Origin of the sequence: Nocardioides asiaticus (assembly GCF_040049175.1) — a bacterium.
GTDB lineage: Bacteria > Actinomycetota > Actinomycetes > Propionibacteriales > Nocardioidaceae > Nocardioides > Nocardioides cheoyonin.
On record NZ_JBDZDM010000007.1, the window covers coordinates 208981 to 230876 of the forward strand.

Consider the following 21896-nt stretch of genomic DNA (forward strand, 5'->3'; position numbering starts at 1 on the left):
TCTGCGGCGAAGACAAGCATGGCAGCCGACTCCGACATTGACCGGACATCACGCCGCTTCCGCACGACGGCTGCTTCCCGAGGGCGCTGGAAGATTGGCGGACCGGCCAGCACCCGTTCGGAGCCGCTACGCGCTCAGTTGCTTCTTGAGGTCGGCAGAGTGAACCTCAGCTGCCATAGATCGCGGCAGAAGCCGGAACGGGCCGTCCTCGGACCTGAAGCGCGCGCTAGTCACTCCCTTGCCTGAGAGCAACTCGTCGCGGTTGGCGAGAGTGACCCTGGGCGCATAGAACACCACCAGGCCGTAGGGGATATGAAGATCGCCGAAGTCGAGCACGAAGTCTTCACGCGTGAAACGCATGCCGAAGGGGTCTGCCGTCAACTGCGCCACGAACTCGCGCTGCTTGCCGGGAATGACGGTGGCCGTGAAGTCGTCATAGGGCGTCTCCCCTTGCTTGTCCTCCAGCGCGTCGACTGCAGCCTGCAGCATCTGGAGGTCACGCCCAGCGAACTCCAGCGGGATTCGGAGGGTCAGGTCGAGCAGCTCCTCGAGTCGACGCAGCAGCCGTGCCGCCCGCGCGAGGCGATCGACCGACCCGAACGCCGACTCATCGATGCGTTCAGCTTGCGACACCAGGCCCGGCACCCGGAATCGAAGGCGCCGACCTTCGGTCGCTGCCGCCTGGAACTCAAGCAGCGGCACAACCGTAGCCAGATCGAAGTTGGCGAAGGCTGCAAAGTTGAGCGTCAGCCCACCGCCGGGGAGAAGTTGCGGCTCCCCAAGGTTGTCCGGCCGTGGGAGCTGAACGGTCACGGACAGGGCACCGCCCGCATCACCGCCCATGAGGGTCGCGCCATGGCTGCCGCTCATCTTTTGATGCAGGTACACGTCGACCGACGCGATCACCCGATCCTCAACCTCGCTCAGGATCTGCACCTGTCCGCGAGTGGGTTTGTCCAGCGTCTCGACGGCGCTCCTGACCTGCACCTCCCCCGACCCTTCAATCCCGCTCAGCAGGCGCCGCACCTCAGATGAGGCGTCCAGACGGACATCCACGGTGCCTGACGGCAGCGTCACCGAGCCACCGAACCTGACGACCTCCTCGTACTTGGCTCGAAGCGCCGTACTGCCGGGCGCGTCGAAGCGGAACGTCGTGAGCAGATGAACAGGATCGAGTTCGGGGGCGTCCGGCGTCTTAGCCCGCAGGGTGTTGATGGTGGTCCCCCGTTCCTCCGTCCAATCCAGCGTCCAGAACGGGGAGATCTCATCGATGGCGCGCCTCAGAGTTCGGTTGCGCTCGGCCAGATCCTGCCCACCCGAGGAAAGAACCGCTGCTTCGTGACCATAGGCGCCAGCCAACTCGAGCAGCTCTGCCTGTTCTCCTTCGACATAGCGCCGCAGATCGCGATGCGTGGCGAACTGACCGTCGAGCCAGTCCTGGCCCCACCACTCCAGTTGCACGCCGGGCGCGCACGCCTGGAGCTTCCCGGTGAACCACGCCTCCTCGCTCGACTTCGATCCAGCACGCGACGGCGTGCGGTTCAGCGGCACCACCAGCACCCAGGTGCGCATCTTCGGGGCATTCTTCACTGCCGTCCGAAGCGAAGACTCGATCTGGCGACGACGACCGTTGTTGAGTCGATCATGGAAGTACTTGCACTCGAAGACGGTGAGGCCGTCTTCAGTGACGAGTCGTGCGTCGGCACCACCGTCTCCGCCGCCGCCGTCGAGGCTCACCAGCCCGGGTACAGGCGACGCAGTAGCAGCTGCGCGGCTCGCTCAAACCGCTGCGGGTCCAATCCACTCCAACGAAGCATCCGGCATGCACCTCCGAACCGATTGCACCACTTGCCACCGACAACGCCCGGTAGCCGCCACGGGTCGGCGACGTTGTCGCAACCAACTCGGCCGCGGCACCCGCCGGTTCAGTTCAGAACGGCTCTTCGAACGCTGAACCTCCGGTAGAGGTCGGCCCGGCTGCTTACGGGCTCTTGCACGATCCGATTCGCCGACATGGAGCTGCGAACCGGCTAGCGATGCGACGCCTCGCTGACCGGCTGCGACTACACATGCACGAAGGACTACCAGCCTGTTTTGCCATTCATGTTGCAGAAGAATATTCGGTCTCGCCATCGCCGCCTGAGTGGCTATCTCCCTGGAACTGTAAGCGTCGTCATGAGTCGCCCCCAACCCATGCGCGCCAGCCCCAGGTCGCGCCGCTGTCAGACGTCCCGTAACCAGCGCCATTCGACGAAAGTGTGGCACCGTGACCGTTCTGCACGGTGGCGCAAAGACTTGCAAGTTGAAGGCTCGGCCACACAGCGTCACCCGTGTACTCGTGCACTCCGCTCGGATTCGCGTGGAACTGCTTGCCGCTCTTACTGACCGCGAGGATCTCGTAGTCCTCCGCATCAGGCGATATGCAGATAAGTAGGTTCCACACGTTCGTCATGTACGCGCGTTTTGTCGCATTGAACTTAAGACTAGCGGTTGTTTCGTTCCCATAGGCATAGCGGTCGTTGTCGAGACGGTATATCTCCTGAGCGGTAACGAACTGCTGCAAGTCACTCTGTACAGCCGCGTCGTTTGCTCGGTCCTGAATGCCGTTATAGGTCACAAGCGTAATCGCGGCAAGAATCGCTATGACTACGATGACGATGAGGAGCTCGACGAGGGTGAAGCCAGTGGCCTTGAGTCTAGATCGTTGTTGGGGAGGTGAAGCGGGTGTCGGTAGGCGCACGCATAGTTTTCCTGCTTATGTTTCTATCTGACTCCTATTTTACCGCACCCCCCCCCGCTTTGGTTGTTGTGGAATTGGCGACAAAGTGAATCTCGCCCGGCCCGAGCATGTCGGCACGCTACAGCGCGATAGCGCCGGCAATCACGGTCAGAACGATCGCGACTAAGAAGAAAGCAAGCTGGATCGCGCCGAAGACCCGGAGATTATCCGAGTAGATGCTTGCTGCCCCGGCCGCCTTCTCGTTATCGCTGCGGCTGGCTTCCGCAACGGCTAGCGCCTTGCCCTTCCTATCCTGGACGCCAGCGCTGGCCATCAGCGTTAGGAAGCCGAACAGAATGGAAAGGATGTACAGGAGCCAGGACACCGCGAGCACCACGCGGGCTACGCCGGAGGTATGGCCCGCGAAGTCCTTCCAGAAGGTCAGCGTCAACGCCATTACACCAGTGGACAGCGTGATGACCTGTTTGGTTATCTCCGAAACCAGGTCGAAGGTGCGCTCGCTCCAGTCGGCCATGTCCAGCCTTTAGCAGATGGGCCAGAGCGGGCACAAGGACCGCATGACGTAGTCGACGTAGCCAGCGGGGAGCTCCAGCACTTCGCCCTCCGACGGCTTCACGTCGCCGCCGACAGTCACCGAGGCTGCTCCGGCGATGAGAGCCCCTGAGAGACTTGCAATGGCGCGGTCGCGTTGGCCGTCGGGGTCCTTCAGCCCTTCCGCCTTCTCAGAAAAGGCGCGGCTCAACACGTGCTGCAGTCGCCTGAGGTCTTGCTCGGACAACCGCAGGCCCTGCCCGGCGAGGGCATCGACGATGCGGAAATATGCATCCTTCGAGCTGCGATACGGGTCCGCCATCGTCACCCTCCTCCGCGCGAACGCTCGAATGCTACTGCGAGCCGTTCGAGACCGGCGCCGTTTCAGCAACTGGCCCGTTCCAGCCGTGCATGGTTCTGGCGCTACTGAGCCGCCAAGGACAATCGAGGCCAGCGAGTGCTTTGTCTCTGTTCGTGCTGGTGAGTCCAGAACTGCGCAACTGGGTGAGGGTGACTCACCCGCTCGGCGAGTATGGCCCACCGCTCCCGCCGGTCAACGGCAGGTCGACAGCATCCACAGACCCGCATGGGTGTCGCCGGCGTGGGCGGCGGGCCCTGCATCGGGCGCCCGAACGCGAAGGCCTTAAGCCTCGCTAGCGAGGCCCGTCGACAGGCGGCACTACGCGGCCTCCCCGTCGTCCGGCGTGGACGCATCCTTCGCATTCGCCACGAGCTCGAGCGCGAACGCCGCGAACAGCCCCTGCCTCGCGGCTGTGAGTTCGCCGTAGAGCTCCCCGATCTCATCTGGGCTTGGCGGGACGACAGTGCCGACCTGGTACCACTCGCGGGCAATGGCTGCTCGCACATCCTCCTCTGGCACGCCGAAGGCTCGTGCAAACCCAGCGAACGTCTCCTTCGTCGGGGGGTTCACTGCCCACGGCTCACGACTGCGGATGAGCCGACCGATCCAGTCTGCACTGCGGGCATGAGCACACTGCCGAGACACCGAGGCATAGGTGGCCCCGCCGCGGTGGTAGAGCTCTCGTAGCCAAGCCGTGAACGGCCGCTCCTTAACGTTAAACATTATCTTCTCCAATTGCTAATTTCTCGTTGCTGCCGCGCTCGTTCTCCTTAAGAACGGCGACACGAATCGCTTAGTTTTGTTCCGAAAGATGCGAGAAGCCGCCTGCCGCTTCACTTACGAAGCAACAGGCGGCGAATCACTAGCCTTAATTCTTGCGTTTTCCCTAGTTCAACAATCTGGCCAGTTCGGACGCTGGCCCGAACATTCCTTGCAGCATTCAAAGGTAGGCAGAGAATGGCGGGATAGCAAGGCCCAGAAAGGCAAATGGTAGTCCCACTGCCGGATCCTGCAAACGGAATGCACGCTTGCGAGCGAACTTCCGAGCCTAGGGCCCGGGCCCTTGCCTCGGACCGACCCGCGGGTCTCGAACCTACGGCTGGTCGCCGTCGGGCCGCGACTGCTCAACCAATGTGACGAACACCGTCAACACACCCAGCAAGGTGCCGCTTCCCACGGTCGTGACGACCAGCCAGAGCGCCCAGATGCCGTCGAGTCCGTTCGCGACCCCGACGATGGCGACCGCAATGCCCATGAGATTGGTGAGGAACCCAGCCGCCACGGCGGTGTAGATCGGGGCTGAGAGCGTGTTGCGGTCCCACCGCCCGACGCGCCACCGCGCGATCACGGACCGCTGCTCGATGACAATCGCCAGCAGGAACACCGGAAGCAGTTGGGCAATGACGCCGCACTGATCAGCCGTCAGGGTCACGCCCGCAGCGTAGAGCGTCTGGCATCGCTACTCACCCCCGAACACCCGTGCGTGGCTTTGAAGGTTGCGCCGACGGTCGATCCGACAACGGGACGCGTGAGCCCGCACCCAGCCAGCTCACGATCACCCCAAGTCGACCAGCGGCACCGGCCTTCAGCCGTGGGGACCCGGACCGTCCCGCCGCGGAGGAGCACCGCAAGCGCCACCTGATCGCCGGAAGCCGCGTCACGCGTCCGGTACCGACACGCAAGCCTCCGTTTCACGCGCGGCGCCTCGTACTCGAGCGATGCGCCCTCCCAATCTCTCGCTCTCTCAAGACTTCGGGAGGTGCGAAGCCATGCCTAGTTGCCACCTTTTGGCGGCTGAGATCGTCTTTCAAGTGACGCAATCTTTTTGGGGACTCGATGTGCCAAAGACGTCGATATTTCCTCAATTGGATTATGACTTACAAAAACCTTACGCCAAGTCTTCTCTTCCACACCGGAATGGTTCATGCTTTCTCGCATGGCACCAACAGAGATTGCCCGCCGCGTGCAGAGGGCCATCGCTTCGGCCGTGCTTGAAGTACACGAGGAGAACGGAGTCGAAGTAACCCGGACACGGTTCGACCCGCGCGACCTTGCAGCCGTGTGCGAGATCGTGACGTCACCAGAATCGTTGCTGCAGGTCATCCGCGCGTGCGAACAAGAGATGTATCGCCAGGTTGGCGAGGCACGGAGCATCGAGGGTGCGAGAGCTGCCCTTGATCTTCAGAGCCGGTTGACGAACGACCGTCCCGTGCGGCGGTACGTCATGCTCCACGATGGCTCGCTTGTACCGAGCGACGATGGTTGGCCGGAGACGCCGTAGCAGTGGAGCGGAGCGGCCGATCTCGCTTCTCAAAGTCGAGCAATATTGTTGACTTATTGTTCCCATTGTTGTATTATTGTGACAATTCGAGTGGAAACCAACTCGAATTGCACACAATAGAGTCGTGTGGGTTCTTGAGGCTCCCGCTTGAAGCGATGATCGCTCGCGGAAGCACGCCCCAGACAACGCTTCTACTATACATTGCGGCGCATCCTCAACTGAGATCCGCAGCGGTGTGGCATCAGCTCGGGTGACGCGCTTGCCCTCGCTGATGTCACACCCATCAGCAGTACGTGGTGTGACGGTTCACGACCAATCCCGATCGTGGACCTATCCATCGGATCTCGGTGAGAGCGAGTCTCTTCATTGATTGCACTACGCATCAGCTTCACAGCCGCACTGACCGCAGCGCTCGTGACGACATTCGTCATCGGGCTCGACATGGCACAGACGGCAGGGGTCGCTAATGACCCTGGCACGACACTAGTCCTGGACACGGCCGCCGCGTTGGTACTCGAGCGGTCAATGCACCAGATATGGCACGTGTCGGGCAGCCTGGCAAAGCTGGCGCGCCGGACGCTGACATCGTTGATGTCGGTTGTGGATTGCACACTCCTCGTGCTCGAGGATGCCGCGTTTCTTGCCCTGACGGGCCACGCGGTGGCTCCCCACGGATGCCACAAGTAGTAGGAGTGACCGAACCCGTGGGTCGGATGAGCAACGTGGCTCTCCCGACTCACGGGCACTCCCTGAATTTTCCGCTTACCAAATTCTTCTTCACTACGAGCTCAGTCAACGCCCCGTCCGCGAGGCGCTTTTTTGTTGTCCTGCGCTTATCGTTGTCAATTCCACAATATTGGGTCGCGGAGCGCCTGACCACTGTTACACTCAACCGTCGCGGTCGGCAAATGCATCGCGATTGCCGCAATATGCACCAAAACTATTGACAATTTGTCAATCTTTGTTCATAATCCGAATCGTTATCAGCGAACGGCGTTTAGACGCATTCTCGCTGAAGGAGGGAGCTTCTCGTCGGAGTCCTGCGGCCTCACCGATCACATACCGTGATCAGCCGCAATTCACCGAGGAGGTTGGTCGCCAATGAGCGACACCATTCCGCCGCCCAACTCGGGTGGCGCCAGCCAGATGAGAACTCTGGCGGTGAGGATCTCGGAAGACCTGCGTGCCCAGCTGGACATCATCGCCCAGCTCACCGGTCGCAGCGCTACCGAAGAGATCCGCCTGGCCATCGAGCACTGGATCGCCAAGACAAAGAGCGATCCGGAGGTGCTCAAGAAGGCCGAAGCGGTCCGAGCCGACATCGAACGTGAGGCTCAGACTCGCCGCAACGCCATCGCCGCGATCTTCAGCGGGGATGGCTCCTCCGGGGGAAGTCCCCCTCTTCCCGTTCCACCGGCTCGAGCGCCAAGCGCTCGTCGTAGTGGAGCCGACGCGGGGTCCCGGTGCAGGTGGTTCGACACCGCACCGGGGCTCCGCCACCTCCTTGGCGTCGACGCCGTCGTGCCCGCCACTCCCCAGCGACATCAGTCATGGCTGGGGAGCACCGTCCACGACCCGGTAGCAGCGACGCCGCTAGCCCGACCGCTCCGCTTGGAGGTCGAGCACGATTCCGGCCACTGACTGGAGGGTTCAGACCCTGGTCCGGAATCATCTCTCACGGTCTCGTGGACCGTATCCATTGCGCGCCGCAGGCACTCAATCTCGCGGCGCCTCGGTGGAAGCGCACCCCCAGGCTGCCCGCCTCTACACATAGATCGGGGGTAGCGGCTTCCACCGAAGTTGGACGACTCGCCCTTCGTCGGCAGACCTCTCCAGTGAGCACTCACTGGAGAACCACGCTTACGAGCGAGGTGTGCAGACAGCCGTCTGCATGGGTGCCCTCGTCCGCATCACCAACTCGGATGAGGAACCGCGCCTCGCGCCGCGGCGACCAAATAGGCGAATCCGGCAGACACTCTGCTGCGAGCCGGATTCGCCGCTCTCTCCTCGCTGGCCGAGCTCTCCAGTCATCCCCGACTGGAGAGCCGCGCCTACGAAAGAGGTGAACGTCCCATGCCCTTGGGAATCCTGATCCCGCTCGACGAGCGAGAGCCGCTCGTCCTCATGCGCTTCGACAAGCTGGAGGACTACCAGCGAGCCGTCGGCGGCTACATCGAGGCCATCGACGTCGGACGCGACGGCATGACGCTGTTCGCGCACGACGAGGCCAAGCTGGTCGGCACGCCGATCAACATGCGCGCCACGCTCTTGTGGTGGCTAAATCTGCCGCCTGCCAGAGGTGTGGACTGGATCAACGGACCGGCGGTCCTGGTCGGCCCCACCGACCAGGAGGGACGCACACAAGATGTCCCTGAGACGGTTCGAAAGCTCCTGTTCCCTGTCGGGACCAGGTTCGCCGTCGAAGTCAGCGTCACTGGTTCCAGCAGGTGGCACCGCGAAGACGTCTCCTTCGACGACCTCTTCACGGCCGCCGAATGGGGCCTCCAGCTGACGATGCGGCGTCGGGAGATCGAGGACCTGCGGGTCGTCGCCGTCCAAACGTGACGCCGCTGTCGGGCCACTCGCCTGACGGCACCAACGGGGAACGGGCGGGAGCCGGCGCAGCTGCATCAGCGTGCTTCGGCTCCCGCCCCTTTTCATCAACGCATTTATCCAACGAAGGGAGGGTAGACACATCGAACGACATCACAATCAACCAGAGCAACGACCGGAACTGTCGCTGCTCGACGTCATGCGCGGCGTGGAGTCAACGCCACCCGGCGACCTCGAATGGGCGCTCCACTGCACCCGCCAACAGGCGGTGCTGCTCTCGCTCCAGCTCGCCGGTGAGGGACCACCGACTCTCGACCGACTGGCCGACGCCATCGGCACACCGATCAGCATCACGCCCGACCTGCCGACGCCAAGCGCGGCGCTCTACTACCCCGATGGAGAAGCGGCGATCCTTGTCCACGAGGAGCTCGGACCGGAAGATCGAGTCCGAGCAGCGGTCGCCGCCATCAAGCACCACCTCGACCTGCCGAAGCGCCTCTCGCCTGGTGCGAACGGGTTTACCGACTCGCAGTACGCCGCGATCGCCGAGGCGTTCGCGGACACGGTGCTGGGAACGGAGTGAGTCCGAGGTTGTCGCGCCGCGTGTCACTGCCCCAGTGCCGGACTGGCTGCTGGCCGTTCTTTACGTCACACGAGGCGTTGAGAGATGTGTGGAGCAACTGCCGTGCCGCGGAATCACAAGACATGACCGATGCGCCCTTCTGCGTGTCTATCAGGTCTGAGAAACTCCGCTGGTCCATGCACGCCAAGGCCCAGTGGTCGTGTCGCTTGAAAACCATCCATTGAATCGATTGGTGTATTCCACACTCGTGGCGTTGCTTGATAAGATCGAGCACGTCTGTTCCGAGGCGTCGAACGGTAGAGAGACGGACGCACTGTAGGTCGTGGGACCCGTTGTGTCGGTCACATAGAAGGCGTTTCCGGATTTGCTGAGTGCGACAAGCGCATAGTGCGTACGCTGTTCATCGGGGGCCGTTCCTTCGGAATAGCAGTAAATGACATTGCGTGCCACGCTCGTGTCATACGCGCTCTGCGTCGCCTTCCATCCAAGACTGGCCAGCTCGGTGGTCAAACTGCTTCCGAGCCCATTAGTCGGTGGCGGTATCGACGCGCCAACCTCCAACATGTGTACCTGAATTGCTTCGCGAAAGTTTGCTAGATCCGATCGAATAGCGGCATCGTGGGCCCTGTCTTGAATTCCGTTGTACGCCACGAGGCTAATCGCTGCAAGAATCGCGATTACTACGATGACGATGAGAAGCTCGACGAGGGTGAAGCCAGTGGCGTTGAGTCTAGATCGTTGTTGGGGAGGTGAAGCGGGTGTCGGTAGGCGCACGCATGGTATTCCTGCTTATGGTTTGTAGCTAGTTCAATTTTACCGCACCCCCCCGCTTTGAGTGTTGTGGAATTGGCAACGAGGTGACACCGGTCTTCTACCGCCTGACCGCTACCGCCGCGGCGTGACCCGACGTGCTGGCTGTGGCGGTGCGTCGAGCCATTCGCGGAGTCCGGGCCAGCCGCGAGTTTCCATCAAGATGAGTTCGGTCGCGAGCGGGCGCAGGCTGCGACCGATCTCGCTCCAGAAGAGCCATCCTGGAGCGCTCTGCTCGACGTTGAGGTGCGTGCCTCCGTAGCTATGCTCCTCGTCGAGGCTCCGGGCAAGATCTAGGTGGTCGGCCGGGCGAGGTCTGGCTATGAATGTCGCAAGGGCTCGGAGGGGAAGCAGCGGAAAGCCGTGCGCCCACTTCTCGCGTTCGTCGTAGTCGGTGGAGCGCAGGAACTCGATCAACGTCACCAGCGCGAAGGGCGACGAGCGGCCAGGGCGCGCAGCTCTGACGATCCGCGCCCCGATAGGCAGGTGTGCTTCTTCGACGGCTCGGAACGCAAACTCGCGTTGCGTCGGGTCTGCCTGGCTGCCGAGCCACGCCATGACTTCGGCCAGGAGTGCCTGCTTCACCTCGGCCACGATGGTTTGGAGCGACTCCGCACGCTCAGCGGCCTTCGGCTCGCTGAAGCAGGGCGGCTCGGAGGCGAAGTAGAGATAGTCCGCGAGTTCCGCGTATGCGGCGCCTTCGTCAGCGATGACCGTCTTGATCGTCCGATTGATCACCGCCCCGGCGGCGCCACGTCTCGCGTCGAGGTCAAGACCGCTCGCCTCGAAACTCAGCGTGTGACGTAGCACGACCTGATAGCGGAGCGAACGGACCCGTCCAATAGCGCACCGCGTCGCCTCCACGGCAGCGTGCGCGAGGTGGGCAGTGCCTTTGCCTCGTGGGTAGACACCTCGGCGCTGGCCCTCCTTCAAGGTCATCGTGGTCACCGGCAACTTCAGCAGCATCTCGGCATCTCGCGGCACCCGCGCGGCGGTGATGCCCGGGCCGGTACGAAGCGCCAGTAGTTGAGCCGTCAGGCGCTCAAGATCTTCATCGCTGCTCGTCACCTACACACCTCTCTAGTTCCGCCGTCGACGACCGGGCGGTCGCGCTGCAATCCCAGATCCTCCCCAATTCTTTCGGACGCGGTGGGCGGATTTGGGAGAGCGCATGGGCTGACGGGTCGCATCTGCGGTCCCGAAGGTTGAGGCAGTGGAGGAACCCCTCCCGCTACCGGACCAGCTTGAGGAGCCAAGCACATGAACCCGAGCAACAGCCTCGCCACCTTCGCGAGTGGCGGTGCGAGATTCCCGTCGAAGCTCGAGCGGGCCGAGAACGCCCAGCGGGCGGCCATCGTCAGCGAGGCCCGGATCGCCGGGCTGTGGGCGGACGCCGGAGCAGCGGTGGCCGCCAGGGGAATGGAAAGGATCGTGGATCTCGACGGTCTCAGAAAGGCCCTCGCCGGCAATGACGAAGTCCTCGACGCGATCTTGCAGCAGGTCGAGATTAACTACGCGCAGTCCGTCCTGTCGATCCAGCGGCACCTGGGCAGTGCCTTCCCGCGGTGATCGCGATGGACACCGTGACGCTTTCCGGGCTGACGTTGGCCGGCGGCGTTGTTGGGGCGCTGCTCGCAGGCGGAGCGGTGTGGCTCCGTCTGCGGGGCAGGCTCTGCCCCGACGTGGACGCACACCAGCTGAGTGAGGCCGAGGAGAGGTCTATCGCCGGGCAGTTCGCGCTGCACTCCAGGCGGGTGCACGAGCAGCTGCGCGAGTACGCCGATGCGCTGGCTGACGGTGACCCGGAGCTGCGGGAGCGGCTGCGGCGGCTCGAGGAGGCGCGGTGAACGCGCTGGGCACGGTGGTCAGCGTGCTGCTGACGGTGGCCGTCATCGGCACGGGCGGGGTCGTGGTGGCCAACAGCGTCGTCGCCGCCATTCGCGATGCGCAGCGTCGGCGCCGAGAGGAGCAGCAGCGCGCGGCTGCCCGGGTAGCGGTTCTTCGGGCCGACCAGCAGCTGGCCGCGAAGCACCGGCAGGCGCGGATGGAGATGAACGTCCGGGCGAAGCAGGGCTGGCGGAACCTCGCGGAGTAGTTCGCCTCAGGCTCCGACTCGCCTTCTCACCCACAGTCCGGGCGCGCTGCCTCCCGAGGCAGCCCGGCGAAGAACAAGCAAACGGGAAGGAGGAATCACTCATGAAAGCAGAAACCGCAATCAAGGACCGCAGTGTCCTGCCGGAGACAGTCGTCACCGAGCCGTCGAATCGCATCTTGACGGTGCTGACGCTGCTCATGGCGCGACCAGTGATCGCGTACGCGGCGCACGAGCTCTACCAACGTCACGGGCTTCCAGCCATTGCCTACCTGGCGGCCGTAGCGAGACCGAAGGACCTGATACCGGCAGACGAAGAGCACCAGAAGGCCTTCAGCCACAGCTACTTCGGCAGCTACGACAGCTGGGAGCAGGCTCGGACCGCGACGATCAAGGAGGCGGTGGCGCTGGCGAAGCTGGCCGCTGACGGCAAGTCTGCCGAGGGGGGTGATCCCGACCGCCTCGCGCGCGAGTTCTTCGACACGGTCACGACCAGTCGGCGATTCGTGCGCATCGACAAGACGATCCACGTCTTCGATCTGCGTTGCCCGCACGACAAGCAGTCGTAGCGCCCATCGGGCGGGGCAGCTGCCTCGCATGGTGCCTGCCCCGCCCACCCAGTCGACATATATCCCGTGCTCTTCCGGCGCCTCGCAGTGGCCGGAGCAGGACCCCGCAAGGGGACATCACAACTAATGCGGAATCGGCATAGCCCGAGCCCGCACCCGAAAGGAGGGACACGCAATGCACCGACACATCAACCATGAGGACGCCGAATGGCAGGAGAGTCGGGACAGCCTGTTCCTCGTCAGGACACGGTCGGCGACGGAAACGAACGCCCCGGACTTCCTCGGTGGTCAGCCGCTGGAGGACCAAGAGGCCACGGTCGAGCGAGCACTCACTGCCGCGAAGATCGAGGACCTCCAGGGTCTTCTGTTGAGCAACGACCAGAAGGAGAAGGTCTGGGAAGGCCGTTCAATCCCCGTCGCGATCGTGGAGATGGCGCGCTTTCACGGCCTGACCCGGCTCTACGTGGTCGACCGGCGTCACCTGTGCTGGACCGAGGTCGAGCTTCCCCTGGCCGATGAGTACGTCAAGTGGCTCAACGACCAGGGTCTCGACGTCATCGAAGCAGCACCCATCAGGGAGTTGTGAACCAGCGCCGCCCGCCGCGCTGACCCCGGCCCGGCGGGCGGCGCCCACACCCACAGATCGTCCGGCCCATCGCTCCCGCGATGACGCCGGCGTAGATCCCTACGTCTAATGCGGCTCCGCGATCCCAATTACCAACCCGAAAAGAGGAACAGACCATGACCGAAAACAAGAGAGCCCAGCCCCGAAGGAAGTTCAGGACCCTGCTGGCCGACCCGCCCTGGGACATCCAGCAGAAGGGCGCCCGCGGTGCACAGATGCACTACAACCTCATGACCCTCGACCGGATCAAGCAGATGCCGATCGCCGACCTCATGGAGGACGACGCCCACCTGTGGCTGTGGGTCACCAACGCCACGCTGCGCGAGGGATACAACGTTGCCGAGGCGTGGGGGTTCACGGTGCGTTCACCGCTGACCTGGGTCAAATTCAAGCTCGGCCTCGGCAACTACTTGCGCAACAGCACCGAGCACCTGCTCTTCGCCACCCGCGGCAAGGCACCCGTGCAGTACCGCGCGCAGCCGACCTGGATCAACGCCCCGGTCAGCGACCACAGCCACAAGCCCGAGGAGCAGTTCGCGCTCATCGAGCGGGTCTCCCCCGGCCCGTACCTCGAGCTGTTCGCGCGGCGCCGGCCGCTCTCCAGCTCCGACTGGAGCGTCTGGGGCAACCAGGTCCCGAGCGACGTCGAGATTCCCGGCTTCCCCGTGCCGGTCTACACCGACCGCGTCCGTCGCACCGATGAGCCGAGTGAGTCAGCGTCGTGAGCAGGTCCAGGGAGCCGGAGAAGAAGCCGGTGCGCGATCCCGTCCAGTGGCTCTTCAATGCTGCCCTCATGGTCCTTGGCGTCGCCATCGCCCTGCAGCTGGCCTTCGCCCTGTTGGCCGACGTGCTGCCGTGGATCGCCGGCCTCGCGCTCGTCACCGGCGGCGGCTACGTCGCCTGGCGGCTCTATGACGCCAAGCGTCGCTGGTGAGGCCGGGCTCGGCGTTCATGACCAGCTCGTGCTCGACGCGGGCGCCCTAACCAGATCGAAAGGAGGTGATCTGACATGACCAATCGTTTCCGGCGCCGCAACCGGCGCCAGCGCAGCTTCCGGGTCGTCGCCCGCGGTGTACGTCGCGTGTCCCCCGACATCTCGCGCATCACCGAGACCACGCTCAACCACTACTTGAAGTCACAGACGCCGACGGCGCGTCCGGATGTCGAGGAGGGTGTCGGTCGCGCCGAGGAGGATCCAGATGCCTCAGCCTGAACTCGTCTGGACTCGCCTGCATCTGCCTCGGCCGCTCGACGAGGACCGCGTCCATGCCCTGCTGGTGGGGCTCGCCAGTCAGCGGCTCGGCACGCCGGTGGTCTTCGAGCTGCGCGGTGACCGTACCGGGCTAGTGCACCTGCTCGGATGCGATCGCACCGCGGTGCACACGGTCAAGCGGCTGCTTCGAGACGAGTTGCCAGGCGTCATGTTCGCTGCGGCTCCGGGACGGGAGTCCGTCGATCTGGCCGGCCGGCTGGATCTGCGACCACGGGGCCTGCCGCTGCGAACAGACGCGCCGCGCTCGATCACCAGGGCGCTGCTCTCGGCCGCGAACGTGCCCCTGCACGAAGCCGAAGCGGTCGTCGTGCAGATCGTGCTCGGGAAACCGCAGTCACCGAGGCTGCTGCCTGCCGACACCCCGCCCCCGGCCGCAAGCTGGTGGCACCTGCTCACCGGCTCAACGCGTCCAGCCAACTCCGAGGAGCGAAAGGCGCTGCGGGTACGAGCGGAGGAACCGAGCTTCGCGGCAACCGTGCGCCTCGGTAGCGCCTCACCGGAACCCGGCCGTCGGCACCGGCTCATCCGGCACCTGCTCGGCGCCGTCACGACCGCCAGGACCCCCGGCCTCCGCATGGACCTGCTCCGCGACAACCCGCGCGCCCTGACCACCGTCCACCTCCGCTCGCGTATGGCGCTCGAGCTCAGCTGCGCCGAGCTGGTCGGACTGCTGGCCTGGCCGCTGGGAGAGGACGAGCTTCCTGGTATCCCGAGCCCGCATCCGAAGCCGCTGCGCCCGAGCGCCGCGGTGCACGGTGACGACCGGGTGTTCGCCCGCTCGGCGGTACTCGGTGAGGACCGACTGGTCGGCGTTTCGGCCAGCGACGCCCTGTTCCACGGTGTCGCCTACGGGCCCTCGGGGTCCGGCAAGAGCACCGCGATGCTGCACCTCATCGAGGAGGACATCCGACAGGGACGGCCCGTCGTCGTGCTCGACCCGAAACGTCAGCTCGTCGACGACGTCCTGGCCCGCATCCCTGCTGAGCGGCGAGACCAGCTCGTCGTGCTTGAAGACTCCACCGGCTTCAATCCGCTCTGGGTCGGCGACCGTGACCCCGACGTCATCGTCGACGGCATCATGGCCGTCTTCGGCGATCTGTTCGCTGGCGGCTGGGGCCCGCGGACGCTCGACATCTTCTCCGGTGCGCTGCGCTCGCTGGCGCGGGCCAGCGTCGCCACCGGGGTACCCGCCACTCTCGCCGACGTTCCCCGCATCCTGACCGACGCGACGTTCCGACGCGAGGTCATGGGCCACCTACAGCACGACGAGAGCCTCGCCAGCTTCTGGGCCTGGTACGACAACCAGTCGCCCGCCGCCCAGGCGGCAGCCATCGCCGCGCCACTGTCGCGACTGCGGCAGCTGCTGCTGCGACCCGCCCTGCTGCGCATGCTCGACCAGCGAGAGACGACGTTCTCGCTGCGCAACATCTGGCGCGACAACCTCATCGTCCTGGTGCCGCTCAACGAGGGACTCATCGGGGCCGGGACCGCCAGCATGCTCGGCAGCCTCGTCGTAGCCGACCTGTGGCTCGCCATCCAGGAGCGCGCCGCCGAAACCTCCCCCGACAAGCGCCCTGGGGTCGTCTACGTCGACGAGGCACCGCGCTTCCTGCACCTCCCGGCGAGCCTTGCGGACGCGCTCGCCGTCAGCCGCTCGCTCGGCGTCGGCTGGTTCCTGGCCGCGCAGTTTGCCGGACAGTTCCCCACCGAGATGCGCTCGGCGGTCGACATGAACGCCCGCAGCAAGATCGTCTTCCGCACCGAGTACGAAGACGCCAACCACTTCGCTCGCGGCGTACGCGACCTGACCAGTGAGGACTTCATGTCGCTGGGCAAGTACGAGGCCTACGCCAACCTGGTCGCCGACGGCCACCCGCAAGGCTGGGCGCTGATCCGGACGCTGCCGCCGAGCAAGCCGATTAGCGACGCGGCACGGATGCGGGCGCACAGCCGCGCCAGGTGGGCCGCAGCGGCGCCAGAAGCCCCGGCACCGGCACCTGGGCCGGGTGTCGCGCCGAAGGCGCCGCAAACGGCCACCAGCGCGCCCGACGGAGCGCAGGCGGCAGCCGCCCTCCCCACAGCTGCAGCGGGGGCGGGCGCCGACGCGCCGCCGACCGGGCGGAAGCGGAGGCAGCGATGAGGCCAGGACAGGAACGAGCTGCAGCTGGAGGACAGGCAGATGGAGGGACACGAGCTGTCGACCGAAGAGGGGCCGAAGAAGACCCGCTGAAAGCGGGTCAGTCCCATCTGGAACACCGACGCTATCGCCGGTCGTGGGCCAGATTCGAGCGAGGTGTGCCTGCTGGCAGCGATCGCCGGAACGATCGCCGGAACGATCAGCACCACCACCTACCAGCCGCCAGCAGTCGTGTCACCGACAGATTCCGGAGGACGGCATGAGGCGGGTCGATGTCCGCTGGCTGCGCGGCAGGCTCGGGCCGCGCGACCTCGCCGTCCTACGCACCCTGCGGACGCATCGGCTGGCAACGACCCAGCAGCTGCGCCGCTGGCACTTCGTCGACGGCTTCACCAGCGACGAGGCATCGCTCCGCAGCTGCCAGCGAGTTCTCGCCCGACTGGAGCGCCACGGCCTACTGGCACGCCTCTCACAACGCTTAGGCGGCGCCCGCCGCGGCGCCGAGAGCATCGTCTGGCAGCTGGCCACGACGGGCGACCGACTGCTCTCAGTCATCGATGGCGACCACCGCCGCCGCTACGTCGAGCCGGGACGGGCGTTCATCTCGCATGGCGTCGCGGTCACCGAGCTGGCCGTGCGCCTCCATGAGGCGGTAAGAGCCGGCCAGCTCGAGGAGGTCTCGCTCAACAGCGAACCGGACAACTGGTGTCGCTTTCTCGGCCCGTATGGGCGGGCCGAGATCCTCAAGCCCGACCTGAGCGCGATCACCGTGGCCGGCGAGTTCGAGAACCACTGGCTCCTGGAGCGTGATCTCGGCAGCGAGCACGGTCCCGCTATTGCCCGCAAGGCGCAGGTCTACCAGCGCTACTACGCGACCGGCGCCTACCAGGACGAGCACGGGATCTTCCCCAGCGTGCTGTGGGTCGTCGATGACGAACCGCGGCGCGCCGCACTGGAGCGAACCATCGCACACACCTCAGGCCTGACGCCTGGAGTGCACCGCGTCGTGCTCCTAGGCGACTTCACCGCCGCAATCATCGCGAATCACGCGAGTGAAGGCGTTCCGCCCTAGTCCTTGGCCACGAATTGCGTCAGCACGAAGTTAACGATCGCATAAGCCAAGAGTGCAACAACGATGCCGATGACGGAGTAAAGCACAGTGTCCCTCGCAGACTTCGCCTGATTGACGTCGCCTTGCGAGAGGACATATCGGAGACCGCCGATTACCAGCATCACGACGGCAATAGCACCAATGATGAATAGCAGTACGTTGACTACAATCTGAATATACTCCGGAAGGGTCGTCGGCTCTTTTCCATTCTGGTCAAGCCCATCCTCGTCAACCCCTCCAGCAGTACGCACTCCTTCTAAAGCACAAGCCGTTGGAGTTCCGCAGTCGTTAGATTCCGATGAATCAGCAGCCTGTGATGAATCAGCAGCCTGAATTACATTGGCGGGGAGAAGCATCGAAACGACCAACATGAATCCGAAGACACCTAGACAGAATGACTTACAAATCCTCTTCGGCCGCCATAATCGATGCGTCATATGCATACTCAGAGTATATATGAGCTTCGCCTATTCGTATATTGCAACATTTACAACACTTCTCGAAAGGAGGAATTCATGAGCACCACCCCAATTGACCCCAGCCTGCCTGGCGTCCGCATCACCCCCCGATCGCTGCTGTGCGGGCCAGAGTCGCCTGAAGAGCGGCTCGCATGGCGCCGGATCGTCCGCGCCACGAAACGCGCCCACAAGCACGGCACGCGCATCCACACAGCCACCGCGCGGCTCATCGCCGCCGCAGTCCACAGCGGCCCGGATAGCCCCTTGCAGCGCTTCGCGACCACCGGCCACGTCGGCGACGGCGCCGAAGCCGAGCTGCAGGCGCTGCCGCACGGCTCGATCCCCGAACCCTGGCGCCGCGCCCTCGCCGACTACTTGAGAACGGCCAGTGCCGCCGAGGAGGCCGGTGATGGAAGGGCCTAACCGCTTCCCCAACGAAGGCGACTGGCAGCGCCACGTGCCGGCCGCCGAGCGCCTCCCGGAGTTAGAGATCGACCTCACCGGAGTCAACCGAGATCCGAGCCCGCTCTTCGACGCCATCTCGGATGCGCTCATCGAGGCCCAGGCGAATGGCGGCGAGATCCCCGAGTGGGGCGCCCGTGTGCTCGCGCGCTACCTCGCCAACAACCTCGACGCCTCCGGATCCGCGCTGCACCACTTCGCTGTCACCGGACGGGCCGACCTGAGCCGACTCGCGCATGAGCTGGTCGGCTTCGCGGTGCGAAACGACAGCCGCGTCGCCGTCGCCGCCTGCACCGGACTGCTCGCCGAATACCTCAAACACCAGGAGCAGCCCGACGACGATGAGGCCGACGGACTCGTCGTCTGGCGCGAGCTCACCCTGCGCTGCCTGGCGACGCCCATCGACCCACAAGCGGAGGCCGACGATGGAACGGCCTAACACCCCGCCAGAGCAGCCCGACGACGAGCACCGCTTCACCGGGCCACCCGCCGAGCGGCTCAACCCAGGCGAACTGGACTTCACCGGAGCGACGCCGACCTACCGAGCACTGCGTGAGACTGTCGAGGAGGCCATCGAGGCCGCCAAGAGGCACGGCGGCGAGATCAGCAACATCGGGGCCCGGGCCATCGCTCGGTATCTGGCCGACTACCTCGGCGACCAGGGCACCGCGCTCCACCACTTCGCCGTCACCGCAAACGCCGACTTCGGCCCGATGTCCGATGAGCTGGCGAGGGTCTTCTCCGATCGCAGCCTCAGCGTCGAAGCGGCCGAGTGGGCCAACTGGCTCGGTACCTACATCGTCCGGCGAGCCGAGGAGCTGCGCGGCCCATCACCGGCGAACTCGATCACCGGGCAGTACCGCCAGGAGACCCTCGATGCCATCCGCGAGCTCGGACCGGCCTTCGCCGCGTTCCTGCGCCTGCCGGACATCACCGAGGACAACGCCCGCGACCTGTTCCACGAGTCGTACGTGACCTCGTTCGCCGACCCCAGCCAGCTGATCGCCGACACCATCGAGTCCCTCGACCTAGAACAGGCCCTGGCCGACTCCGACGTCGACTACTTCGCCTCGATCGACCCCGCCAAGGTGCTCCGCCTGGCGCGCGAGGCCTACGACGTCGTCGCGTACCAGGGGAGGTTCTACCTGTTCAACAAGTGACCGACCCCAGTAACCAGGCATGTCGTCCACCGATTATTCGACAAACGATAAAGCACATCTTCAAGAGATCGACCAGTTGGGATGAGGAATCTCCGAATATCCGATGTATTTAAGTCAATTCCTATTGGATTCCGGCGGCACATCCTTTATTCTCAATAGAGATGGGGCGAAAACCGAGGATCGAGATATCTGAATCCGAGGGAAAGAGTCACCCAACTGCGGGCAGCCAACTGACATAAATGGAAGGAGGCAAGAAATGACCATATCCACACAACAAGCAACCACCGGCGCAGCCGAGCCGAAGGAGGGGCACTCTCGCCTCCTGACCCTGGAGGAAGCGGCCGACCGACTTCGTATTAGCCGCTGGGGTCTCCGGCAGCTGATCAACGACCGTGAACTCGTCACCGTCCAAATCGGTCGCCGACGCCTCGTCACCGAGGCTGACCTGGACGCGCTCATCGCCAGCCGCCGGCAAGGAGGTCGCGATGACATCTAGCAAGCGCGCCAACGGAGAAGGAAGCATCTATAGGCGCGCTGACGGCCGGTACGAGGGCGCTGTCACTGTATTGACCGCCAGCGGCAAGCGGAAGCGCATGCGCGTGTACACGAGGACACGTCGCGAAGCGCACGAGAAACTGACGGGGATAATCGAGGATGCACGCCGAGGGGTACTCGCACTTGAACGGAACTGGCGGGTTGATGAATACCTCGACTTCTGGCTTGAACGCGAAAAGCGCCGCCCTCTTACGATCAAGCGGCATGCGCAGATCGTTCGCAGGTACCTCAAGCCAGCGCTTGGACGACATAGCCTCGACAGCCTCACCGTCCGGATGACTCAGGGCTTCTTCGATGACCTTCTGGCGAACGGCACCTCGATCGCAACGATTCATCAGGTTCGCAAGGTGCTGAGTTCGGCCCTGACGTACGCGATGCGACAAGAGATCGTCATGCGAAACGTCGCCCGCCTGGTGGAACTTCCCCGTTATATCCCGCAGGAAGCGCAGCACTGGACCCCCGACGAACTCGTCCGGTTCCTGAACGCCACCAAGTCCGACCCGTTGCACGCTGCGTTCCTTCTGCTGGCGCTCTACGGCCTGCGTCGTGGTGAAGTCCTCGGCATTCGGTGGCGCGACGTGGACTTCGAGCACGGCGTGCTGCATATCCGCCAGCAGATCCAGCGAATCGACGGCAGCTTGCAGCAGGTAGGGCTCAAGACGGAGTCGAGCAGACGCGACGAGCCGCTGCTCCTCCAAGCTCGTGAGGTGCTCCTTGCCCAACGTCATCTGCAAGACCAAGCGAGATCCGAAGCGGGCAGCGACTGGCACGGCACCGGAGACCACAACGAGCTGGTCTTCACTACCAGGAGTGGGCGTCCCGTCGAATCCCACAACCTCGCCCGCTCCTTCTTCCGAATCTGCCAGCAGAACGGTCTACGACGCATCACCATCCATGGGTTGCGCCATAGCAATGCCACGGCACAAAAGAGCCTACAGGTGCACTCTCGCGATATTCAGGCCATCCTCGGCCACGGTGACGTTCGTACTACCGGCATATATGAGCATGTCGACCTAGCGAGCAAGCGCGCCGCCCTGGAGAAGGTGGAAGAATTGCTGTTCAAGGAAGCCGATGACAGTGGGCGTTGCCGTCAAATTTGCCGTCAAACCCCCAATGAGGCCAGATCCTCAGATTCAAACTTCGGGAAAAAGAAAACACCCACCCCGGTAGGGTCGGTGGTTTCTTTGGTGGCTCCTCCCAGACTTGAACTGGGGACACAAGGCTCTTCAGGACGCTCAGAGACTAGTGTGGGCAGCTGCCCCACCACCGTAAACAGCGGTGTTCAGGCTCGTACAACGTTGCAGCGATTCGGACACGTTGCCGTCAGACTTGCCGTCAACCACGACGAAATCGGGGAGCGGTCGGCTCCCGGTGACACCGTGCTTCTGCAGAAAGCCGGTGACGTTGCTACCCACGATGCTGCATTCAGCGCTCGCCTCACCGAAGCGCTTTCGGCGGTCGACCTCGCGAAGACACACGCCAGCTGTCCGCACGACCACAGCACCGAATGGCTGATCCGTGAGCTGTATCAGCGCCTCCAGGCCGAGGCTGATGACCAGGAAGGTCGTGGAGACCTTGCCGCATGAACCTGTTCC

28 protein-coding genes are annotated in these 21896 nt (G+C 64.2%); 19 read left to right on the plus strand and 9 right to left on the minus strand.

The window, feature by feature from the left end; translation table 11 throughout:
- Positions 1 to 126 precede the first annotated feature (126 nt).
- The 6 genes from ABLE53_RS22725 to ABLE53_RS22750 all read right to left on the minus strand — a co-directional run bounded on the left by ABLE53_RS22725 (position 127) and on the right by ABLE53_RS22750 (position 5064).
- Positions 127 to 1737 (minus strand): hypothetical protein, encoded by a 1611-nt coding sequence (locus tag ABLE53_RS22725; RefSeq protein WP_348861441.1) that lies wholly within the window; start codon positions 1735 to 1737, stop codon positions 127 to 129.
- Between the two features lie 436 nt (positions 1738 to 2173).
- Entirely contained in the window at positions 2174 to 2740 is a 567-nt protein-coding gene (locus ABLE53_RS22730; RefSeq protein WP_348861442.1) for a type IV pilin protein, read from the minus strand.
- Positions 2741 to 2858: 118 nt separating this feature from the next.
- Positions 2859 to 3254 (minus strand): hypothetical protein, encoded by a 396-nt coding sequence (locus tag ABLE53_RS22735; RefSeq protein WP_348861443.1) that lies wholly within the window; start codon positions 3252 to 3254, stop codon positions 2859 to 2861.
- A 9-nt stretch (positions 3255 to 3263) separates the two neighbouring features.
- Complete coding sequence (locus ABLE53_RS22740) at positions 3264 to 3593, minus strand: hypothetical protein (protein ID WP_348861444.1); 330 nt, start codon at positions 3591 to 3593, stop codon at positions 3264 to 3266.
- 357 nt (positions 3594 to 3950) lie between these two features.
- The gene (locus ABLE53_RS22745) at positions 3951 to 4367 is read right to left on the minus strand and encodes a hypothetical protein (RefSeq protein ID WP_348861446.1); all 417 of its coding nucleotides are present in this window, start codon (positions 4365 to 4367) and stop codon (positions 3951 to 3953) included.
- Positions 4368 to 4725: 358 nt separating this feature from the next.
- On the minus strand, positions 4726 to 5064 hold the full coding sequence (locus tag ABLE53_RS22750; RefSeq protein ID WP_348861447.1) for a hypothetical protein: 339 nt from the start codon (positions 5062 to 5064) through the stop codon (positions 4726 to 4728).
- 504 nt (positions 5065 to 5568) lie between these two features.
- Between ABLE53_RS22750 and ABLE53_RS22755 the strand changes: the two genes are divergently transcribed.
- The 4 genes from ABLE53_RS22755 (at position 5569) to ABLE53_RS22770 (ending at position 9049) form a co-directional block, all read left to right on the plus strand.
- Positions 5569 to 5913 carry a hypothetical protein gene (locus tag ABLE53_RS22755; RefSeq protein WP_348861448.1) on the plus strand — a complete coding sequence of 115 codons (345 nt, stop codon included), beginning with the start codon at positions 5569 to 5571 and terminating at the stop codon, positions 5911 to 5913.
- Positions 5914 to 7014: 1101 nt separating this feature from the next.
- On the plus strand, positions 7015 to 7554 hold the full coding sequence (locus ABLE53_RS22760) for a hypothetical protein (protein WP_348861449.1): 540 nt from the start codon (positions 7015 to 7017) through the stop codon (positions 7552 to 7554).
- A 432-nt stretch (positions 7555 to 7986) separates the two neighbouring features.
- Positions 7987 to 8478: a DUF3846 domain-containing protein gene (locus ABLE53_RS22765; protein WP_348861450.1), complete on the plus strand. Its 492-nt coding sequence runs from the start codon at positions 7987 to 7989 to the stop codon at positions 8476 to 8478.
- 70 nt (positions 8479 to 8548) lie between these two features.
- Positions 8549 to 9049, plus strand: coding sequence for a hypothetical protein (locus ABLE53_RS22770; protein ID WP_348861451.1), 501 nt, complete (start codon positions 8549 to 8551; stop codon positions 9047 to 9049).
- A gap of 150 nt (positions 9050 to 9199) precedes the next feature.
- On the opposite strand, the gene ABLE53_RS24875 is transcribed toward ABLE53_RS22770, so the two are convergent.
- Together ABLE53_RS24875 and ABLE53_RS22775 are read right to left on the minus strand one after the other, a co-directional pair.
- Positions 9200 to 9823 carry a type II secretion system protein gene (locus tag ABLE53_RS24875; protein ID WP_425474905.1) on the minus strand — a complete coding sequence of 208 codons (624 nt, stop codon included), beginning with the start codon at positions 9821 to 9823 and terminating at the stop codon, positions 9200 to 9202.
- Between the two features lie 111 nt (positions 9824 to 9934).
- Positions 9935 to 10927: a hypothetical protein gene (locus ABLE53_RS22775; RefSeq protein ID WP_348861452.1), complete on the minus strand. Its 993-nt coding sequence runs from the start codon at positions 10925 to 10927 to the stop codon at positions 9935 to 9937.
- A gap of 192 nt (positions 10928 to 11119) precedes the next feature.
- Here ABLE53_RS22775 and ABLE53_RS22780 point away from each other — a divergent pair, with 192 nt between their 5' ends.
- The 10 genes from ABLE53_RS22780 (at position 11120) to ABLE53_RS22825 (ending at position 17627) form a co-directional block, all read left to right on the plus strand.
- A complete protein-coding gene (locus tag ABLE53_RS22780; RefSeq protein ID WP_348861453.1) occupies positions 11120 to 11428 on the plus strand; it encodes a hypothetical protein in 309 nt (102 codons plus the stop codon).
- Positions 11429 to 11433: 5 nt separating this feature from the next.
- On the plus strand, positions 11434 to 11706 hold the full coding sequence (locus ABLE53_RS22785) for a hypothetical protein (protein ID WP_348861455.1): 273 nt from the start codon (positions 11434 to 11436) through the stop codon (positions 11704 to 11706).
- Positions 11703 to 11954: a hypothetical protein gene (locus ABLE53_RS22790; RefSeq protein ID WP_348861456.1), complete on the plus strand. Its 252-nt coding sequence runs from the start codon at positions 11703 to 11705 to the stop codon at positions 11952 to 11954. Before ABLE53_RS22785 ends, ABLE53_RS22790 begins: the two co-directional genes overlap by 4 nt.
- A gap of 101 nt (positions 11955 to 12055) precedes the next feature.
- Complete coding sequence (locus tag ABLE53_RS22795; protein WP_348861457.1) at positions 12056 to 12520, plus strand: hypothetical protein; 465 nt, start codon at positions 12056 to 12058, stop codon at positions 12518 to 12520.
- A gap of 175 nt (positions 12521 to 12695) precedes the next feature.
- The gene (locus tag ABLE53_RS22800) at positions 12696 to 13106 is read left to right on the plus strand and encodes a hypothetical protein (RefSeq protein ID WP_348861458.1); all 411 of its coding nucleotides are present in this window, start codon (positions 12696 to 12698) and stop codon (positions 13104 to 13106) included.
- 155 nt (positions 13107 to 13261) lie between these two features.
- The gene (locus ABLE53_RS22805) at positions 13262 to 13870 is read left to right on the plus strand and encodes an MT-A70 family methyltransferase (RefSeq protein WP_348861459.1); all 609 of its coding nucleotides are present in this window, start codon (positions 13262 to 13264) and stop codon (positions 13868 to 13870) included.
- Positions 13867 to 14079 carry a hypothetical protein gene (locus tag ABLE53_RS22810; RefSeq protein WP_348861460.1) on the plus strand — a complete coding sequence of 71 codons (213 nt, stop codon included), beginning with the start codon at positions 13867 to 13869 and terminating at the stop codon, positions 14077 to 14079. The genes ABLE53_RS22805 and ABLE53_RS22810 overlap by 4 nt, the downstream gene beginning before the upstream one ends.
- A gap of 75 nt (positions 14080 to 14154) precedes the next feature.
- Positions 14155 to 14358, plus strand: coding sequence for a hypothetical protein (locus ABLE53_RS22815; protein ID WP_348861461.1), 204 nt, complete (start codon positions 14155 to 14157; stop codon positions 14356 to 14358).
- Positions 14345 to 16558, plus strand: coding sequence for a type IV secretory system conjugative DNA transfer family protein (locus tag ABLE53_RS22820; protein ID WP_348861462.1), 2214 nt, complete (start codon positions 14345 to 14347; stop codon positions 16556 to 16558). The genes ABLE53_RS22815 and ABLE53_RS22820 overlap by 14 nt, the downstream gene beginning before the upstream one ends.
- A gap of 256 nt (positions 16559 to 16814) precedes the next feature.
- A complete protein-coding gene (locus ABLE53_RS22825; protein ID WP_348861463.1) occupies positions 16815 to 17627 on the plus strand; it encodes a replication-relaxation family protein in 813 nt (270 codons plus the stop codon).
- On the opposite strand, the gene ABLE53_RS22830 is transcribed toward ABLE53_RS22825, so the two are convergent.
- Entirely contained in the window at positions 17624 to 18037 is a 414-nt protein-coding gene (locus tag ABLE53_RS22830) for a pilin (protein WP_348861464.1), read from the minus strand. The genes ABLE53_RS22825 and ABLE53_RS22830 overlap by 4 nt on opposite strands.
- Before the next feature lie 144 nt (positions 18038 to 18181).
- On the opposite strand from ABLE53_RS22830, the gene ABLE53_RS22835 reads away from it, so the two are divergent.
- The 5 genes from ABLE53_RS22835 to ABLE53_RS22855 all read left to right on the plus strand — a co-directional run bounded on the left by ABLE53_RS22835 (position 18182) and on the right by ABLE53_RS22855 (position 21887).
- Positions 18182 to 18547: a hypothetical protein gene (locus tag ABLE53_RS22835; RefSeq protein WP_348861465.1), complete on the plus strand. Its 366-nt coding sequence runs from the start codon at positions 18182 to 18184 to the stop codon at positions 18545 to 18547.
- A complete protein-coding gene (locus ABLE53_RS22840) occupies positions 18534 to 19025 on the plus strand; it encodes a hypothetical protein (RefSeq protein ID WP_348861466.1) in 492 nt (163 codons plus the stop codon). Before ABLE53_RS22835 ends, ABLE53_RS22840 begins: the two co-directional genes overlap by 14 nt.
- On the plus strand, positions 19012 to 19746 hold the full coding sequence (locus ABLE53_RS22845; RefSeq protein WP_348861467.1) for a hypothetical protein: 735 nt from the start codon (positions 19012 to 19014) through the stop codon (positions 19744 to 19746). Before ABLE53_RS22840 ends, ABLE53_RS22845 begins: the two co-directional genes overlap by 14 nt.
- Positions 19747 to 20002: 256 nt before the next feature.
- Entirely contained in the window at positions 20003 to 20242 is a 240-nt protein-coding gene (locus tag ABLE53_RS22850; RefSeq protein WP_348861468.1) for a helix-turn-helix domain-containing protein, read from the plus strand.
- On the plus strand, positions 20232 to 21887 hold the full coding sequence (locus tag ABLE53_RS22855) for a tyrosine-type recombinase/integrase (RefSeq protein WP_348861469.1): 1656 nt from the start codon (positions 20232 to 20234) through the stop codon (positions 21885 to 21887). The genes ABLE53_RS22850 and ABLE53_RS22855 overlap by 11 nt, the downstream gene beginning before the upstream one ends.
- The last annotated feature ends 9 nt before the right edge of the window (positions 21888 to 21896 follow it).

Bases quoted from the DNA above. Each gene is read 5' to 3' on its own strand.
- ABLE53_RS22850 (WP_348861468.1), top strand. From the start codon at position 20,003: ATGACCATATCCACACAACAAGCAACCACCGGCGCAGCCGAGCCGAAG.
- ABLE53_RS22740 (WP_348861444.1), bottom strand. From the start codon at position 3,593: ATGGCGGACCCGTATCGCAGCTCGAAGGATGCATATTTCCGCATCGTC.
- ABLE53_RS22845 (WP_348861467.1), top strand. From the start codon at position 19,012: ATGGAACGGCCTAACACCCCGCCAGAGCAGCCCGACGACGAGCACCGC.
- ABLE53_RS22835 (WP_348861465.1), top strand. From the start codon at position 18,182: ATGAGCACCACCCCAATTGACCCCAGCCTGCCTGGCGTCCGCATCACC.
- ABLE53_RS22795 (WP_348861457.1), top strand. From the start codon at position 12,056: ATGAAAGCAGAAACCGCAATCAAGGACCGCAGTGTCCTGCCGGAGACA.
- ABLE53_RS22805 (WP_348861459.1), top strand. From the start codon at position 13,262: ATGACCGAAAACAAGAGAGCCCAGCCCCGAAGGAAGTTCAGGACCCTG.
- ABLE53_RS22825 (WP_348861463.1), top strand. From the start codon at position 16,815: ATGAGGCGGGTCGATGTCCGCTGGCTGCGCGGCAGGCTCGGGCCGCGC.
- ABLE53_RS22755 (WP_348861448.1), top strand. From the start codon at position 5,569: ATGGCACCAACAGAGATTGCCCGCCGCGTGCAGAGGGCCATCGCTTCG.
- ABLE53_RS22855 (WP_348861469.1), top strand. From the start codon at position 20,232: ATGACATCTAGCAAGCGCGCCAACGGAGAAGGAAGCATCTATAGGCGC.
- ABLE53_RS22800 (WP_348861458.1), top strand. From the start codon at position 12,696: ATGCACCGACACATCAACCATGAGGACGCCGAATGGCAGGAGAGTCGG.
- ABLE53_RS22760 (WP_348861449.1), top strand. From the start codon at position 7,015: ATGAGCGACACCATTCCGCCGCCCAACTCGGGTGGCGCCAGCCAGATG.
- ABLE53_RS22820 (WP_348861462.1), top strand. From the start codon at position 14,345: ATGCCTCAGCCTGAACTCGTCTGGACTCGCCTGCATCTGCCTCGGCCG.
- ABLE53_RS22840 (WP_348861466.1), top strand. From the start codon at position 18,534: ATGGAAGGGCCTAACCGCTTCCCCAACGAAGGCGACTGGCAGCGCCAC.
- ABLE53_RS22815 (WP_348861461.1), top strand. From the start codon at position 14,155: ATGACCAATCGTTTCCGGCGCCGCAACCGGCGCCAGCGCAGCTTCCGG.
- ABLE53_RS22830 (WP_348861464.1), bottom strand. From the start codon at position 18,037: ATGTTGGTCGTTTCGATGCTTCTCCCCGCCAATGTAATTCAGGCTGCT.
- ABLE53_RS22785 (WP_348861455.1), top strand. From the start codon at position 11,434: ATGGACACCGTGACGCTTTCCGGGCTGACGTTGGCCGGCGGCGTTGTT.
- ABLE53_RS22780 (WP_348861453.1), top strand. From the start codon at position 11,120: ATGAACCCGAGCAACAGCCTCGCCACCTTCGCGAGTGGCGGTGCGAGA.
- ABLE53_RS22735 (WP_348861443.1), bottom strand. From the start codon at position 3,254: ATGGCCGACTGGAGCGAGCGCACCTTCGACCTGGTTTCGGAGATAACC.
- ABLE53_RS22765 (WP_348861450.1), top strand. From the start codon at position 7,987: ATGCCCTTGGGAATCCTGATCCCGCTCGACGAGCGAGAGCCGCTCGTC.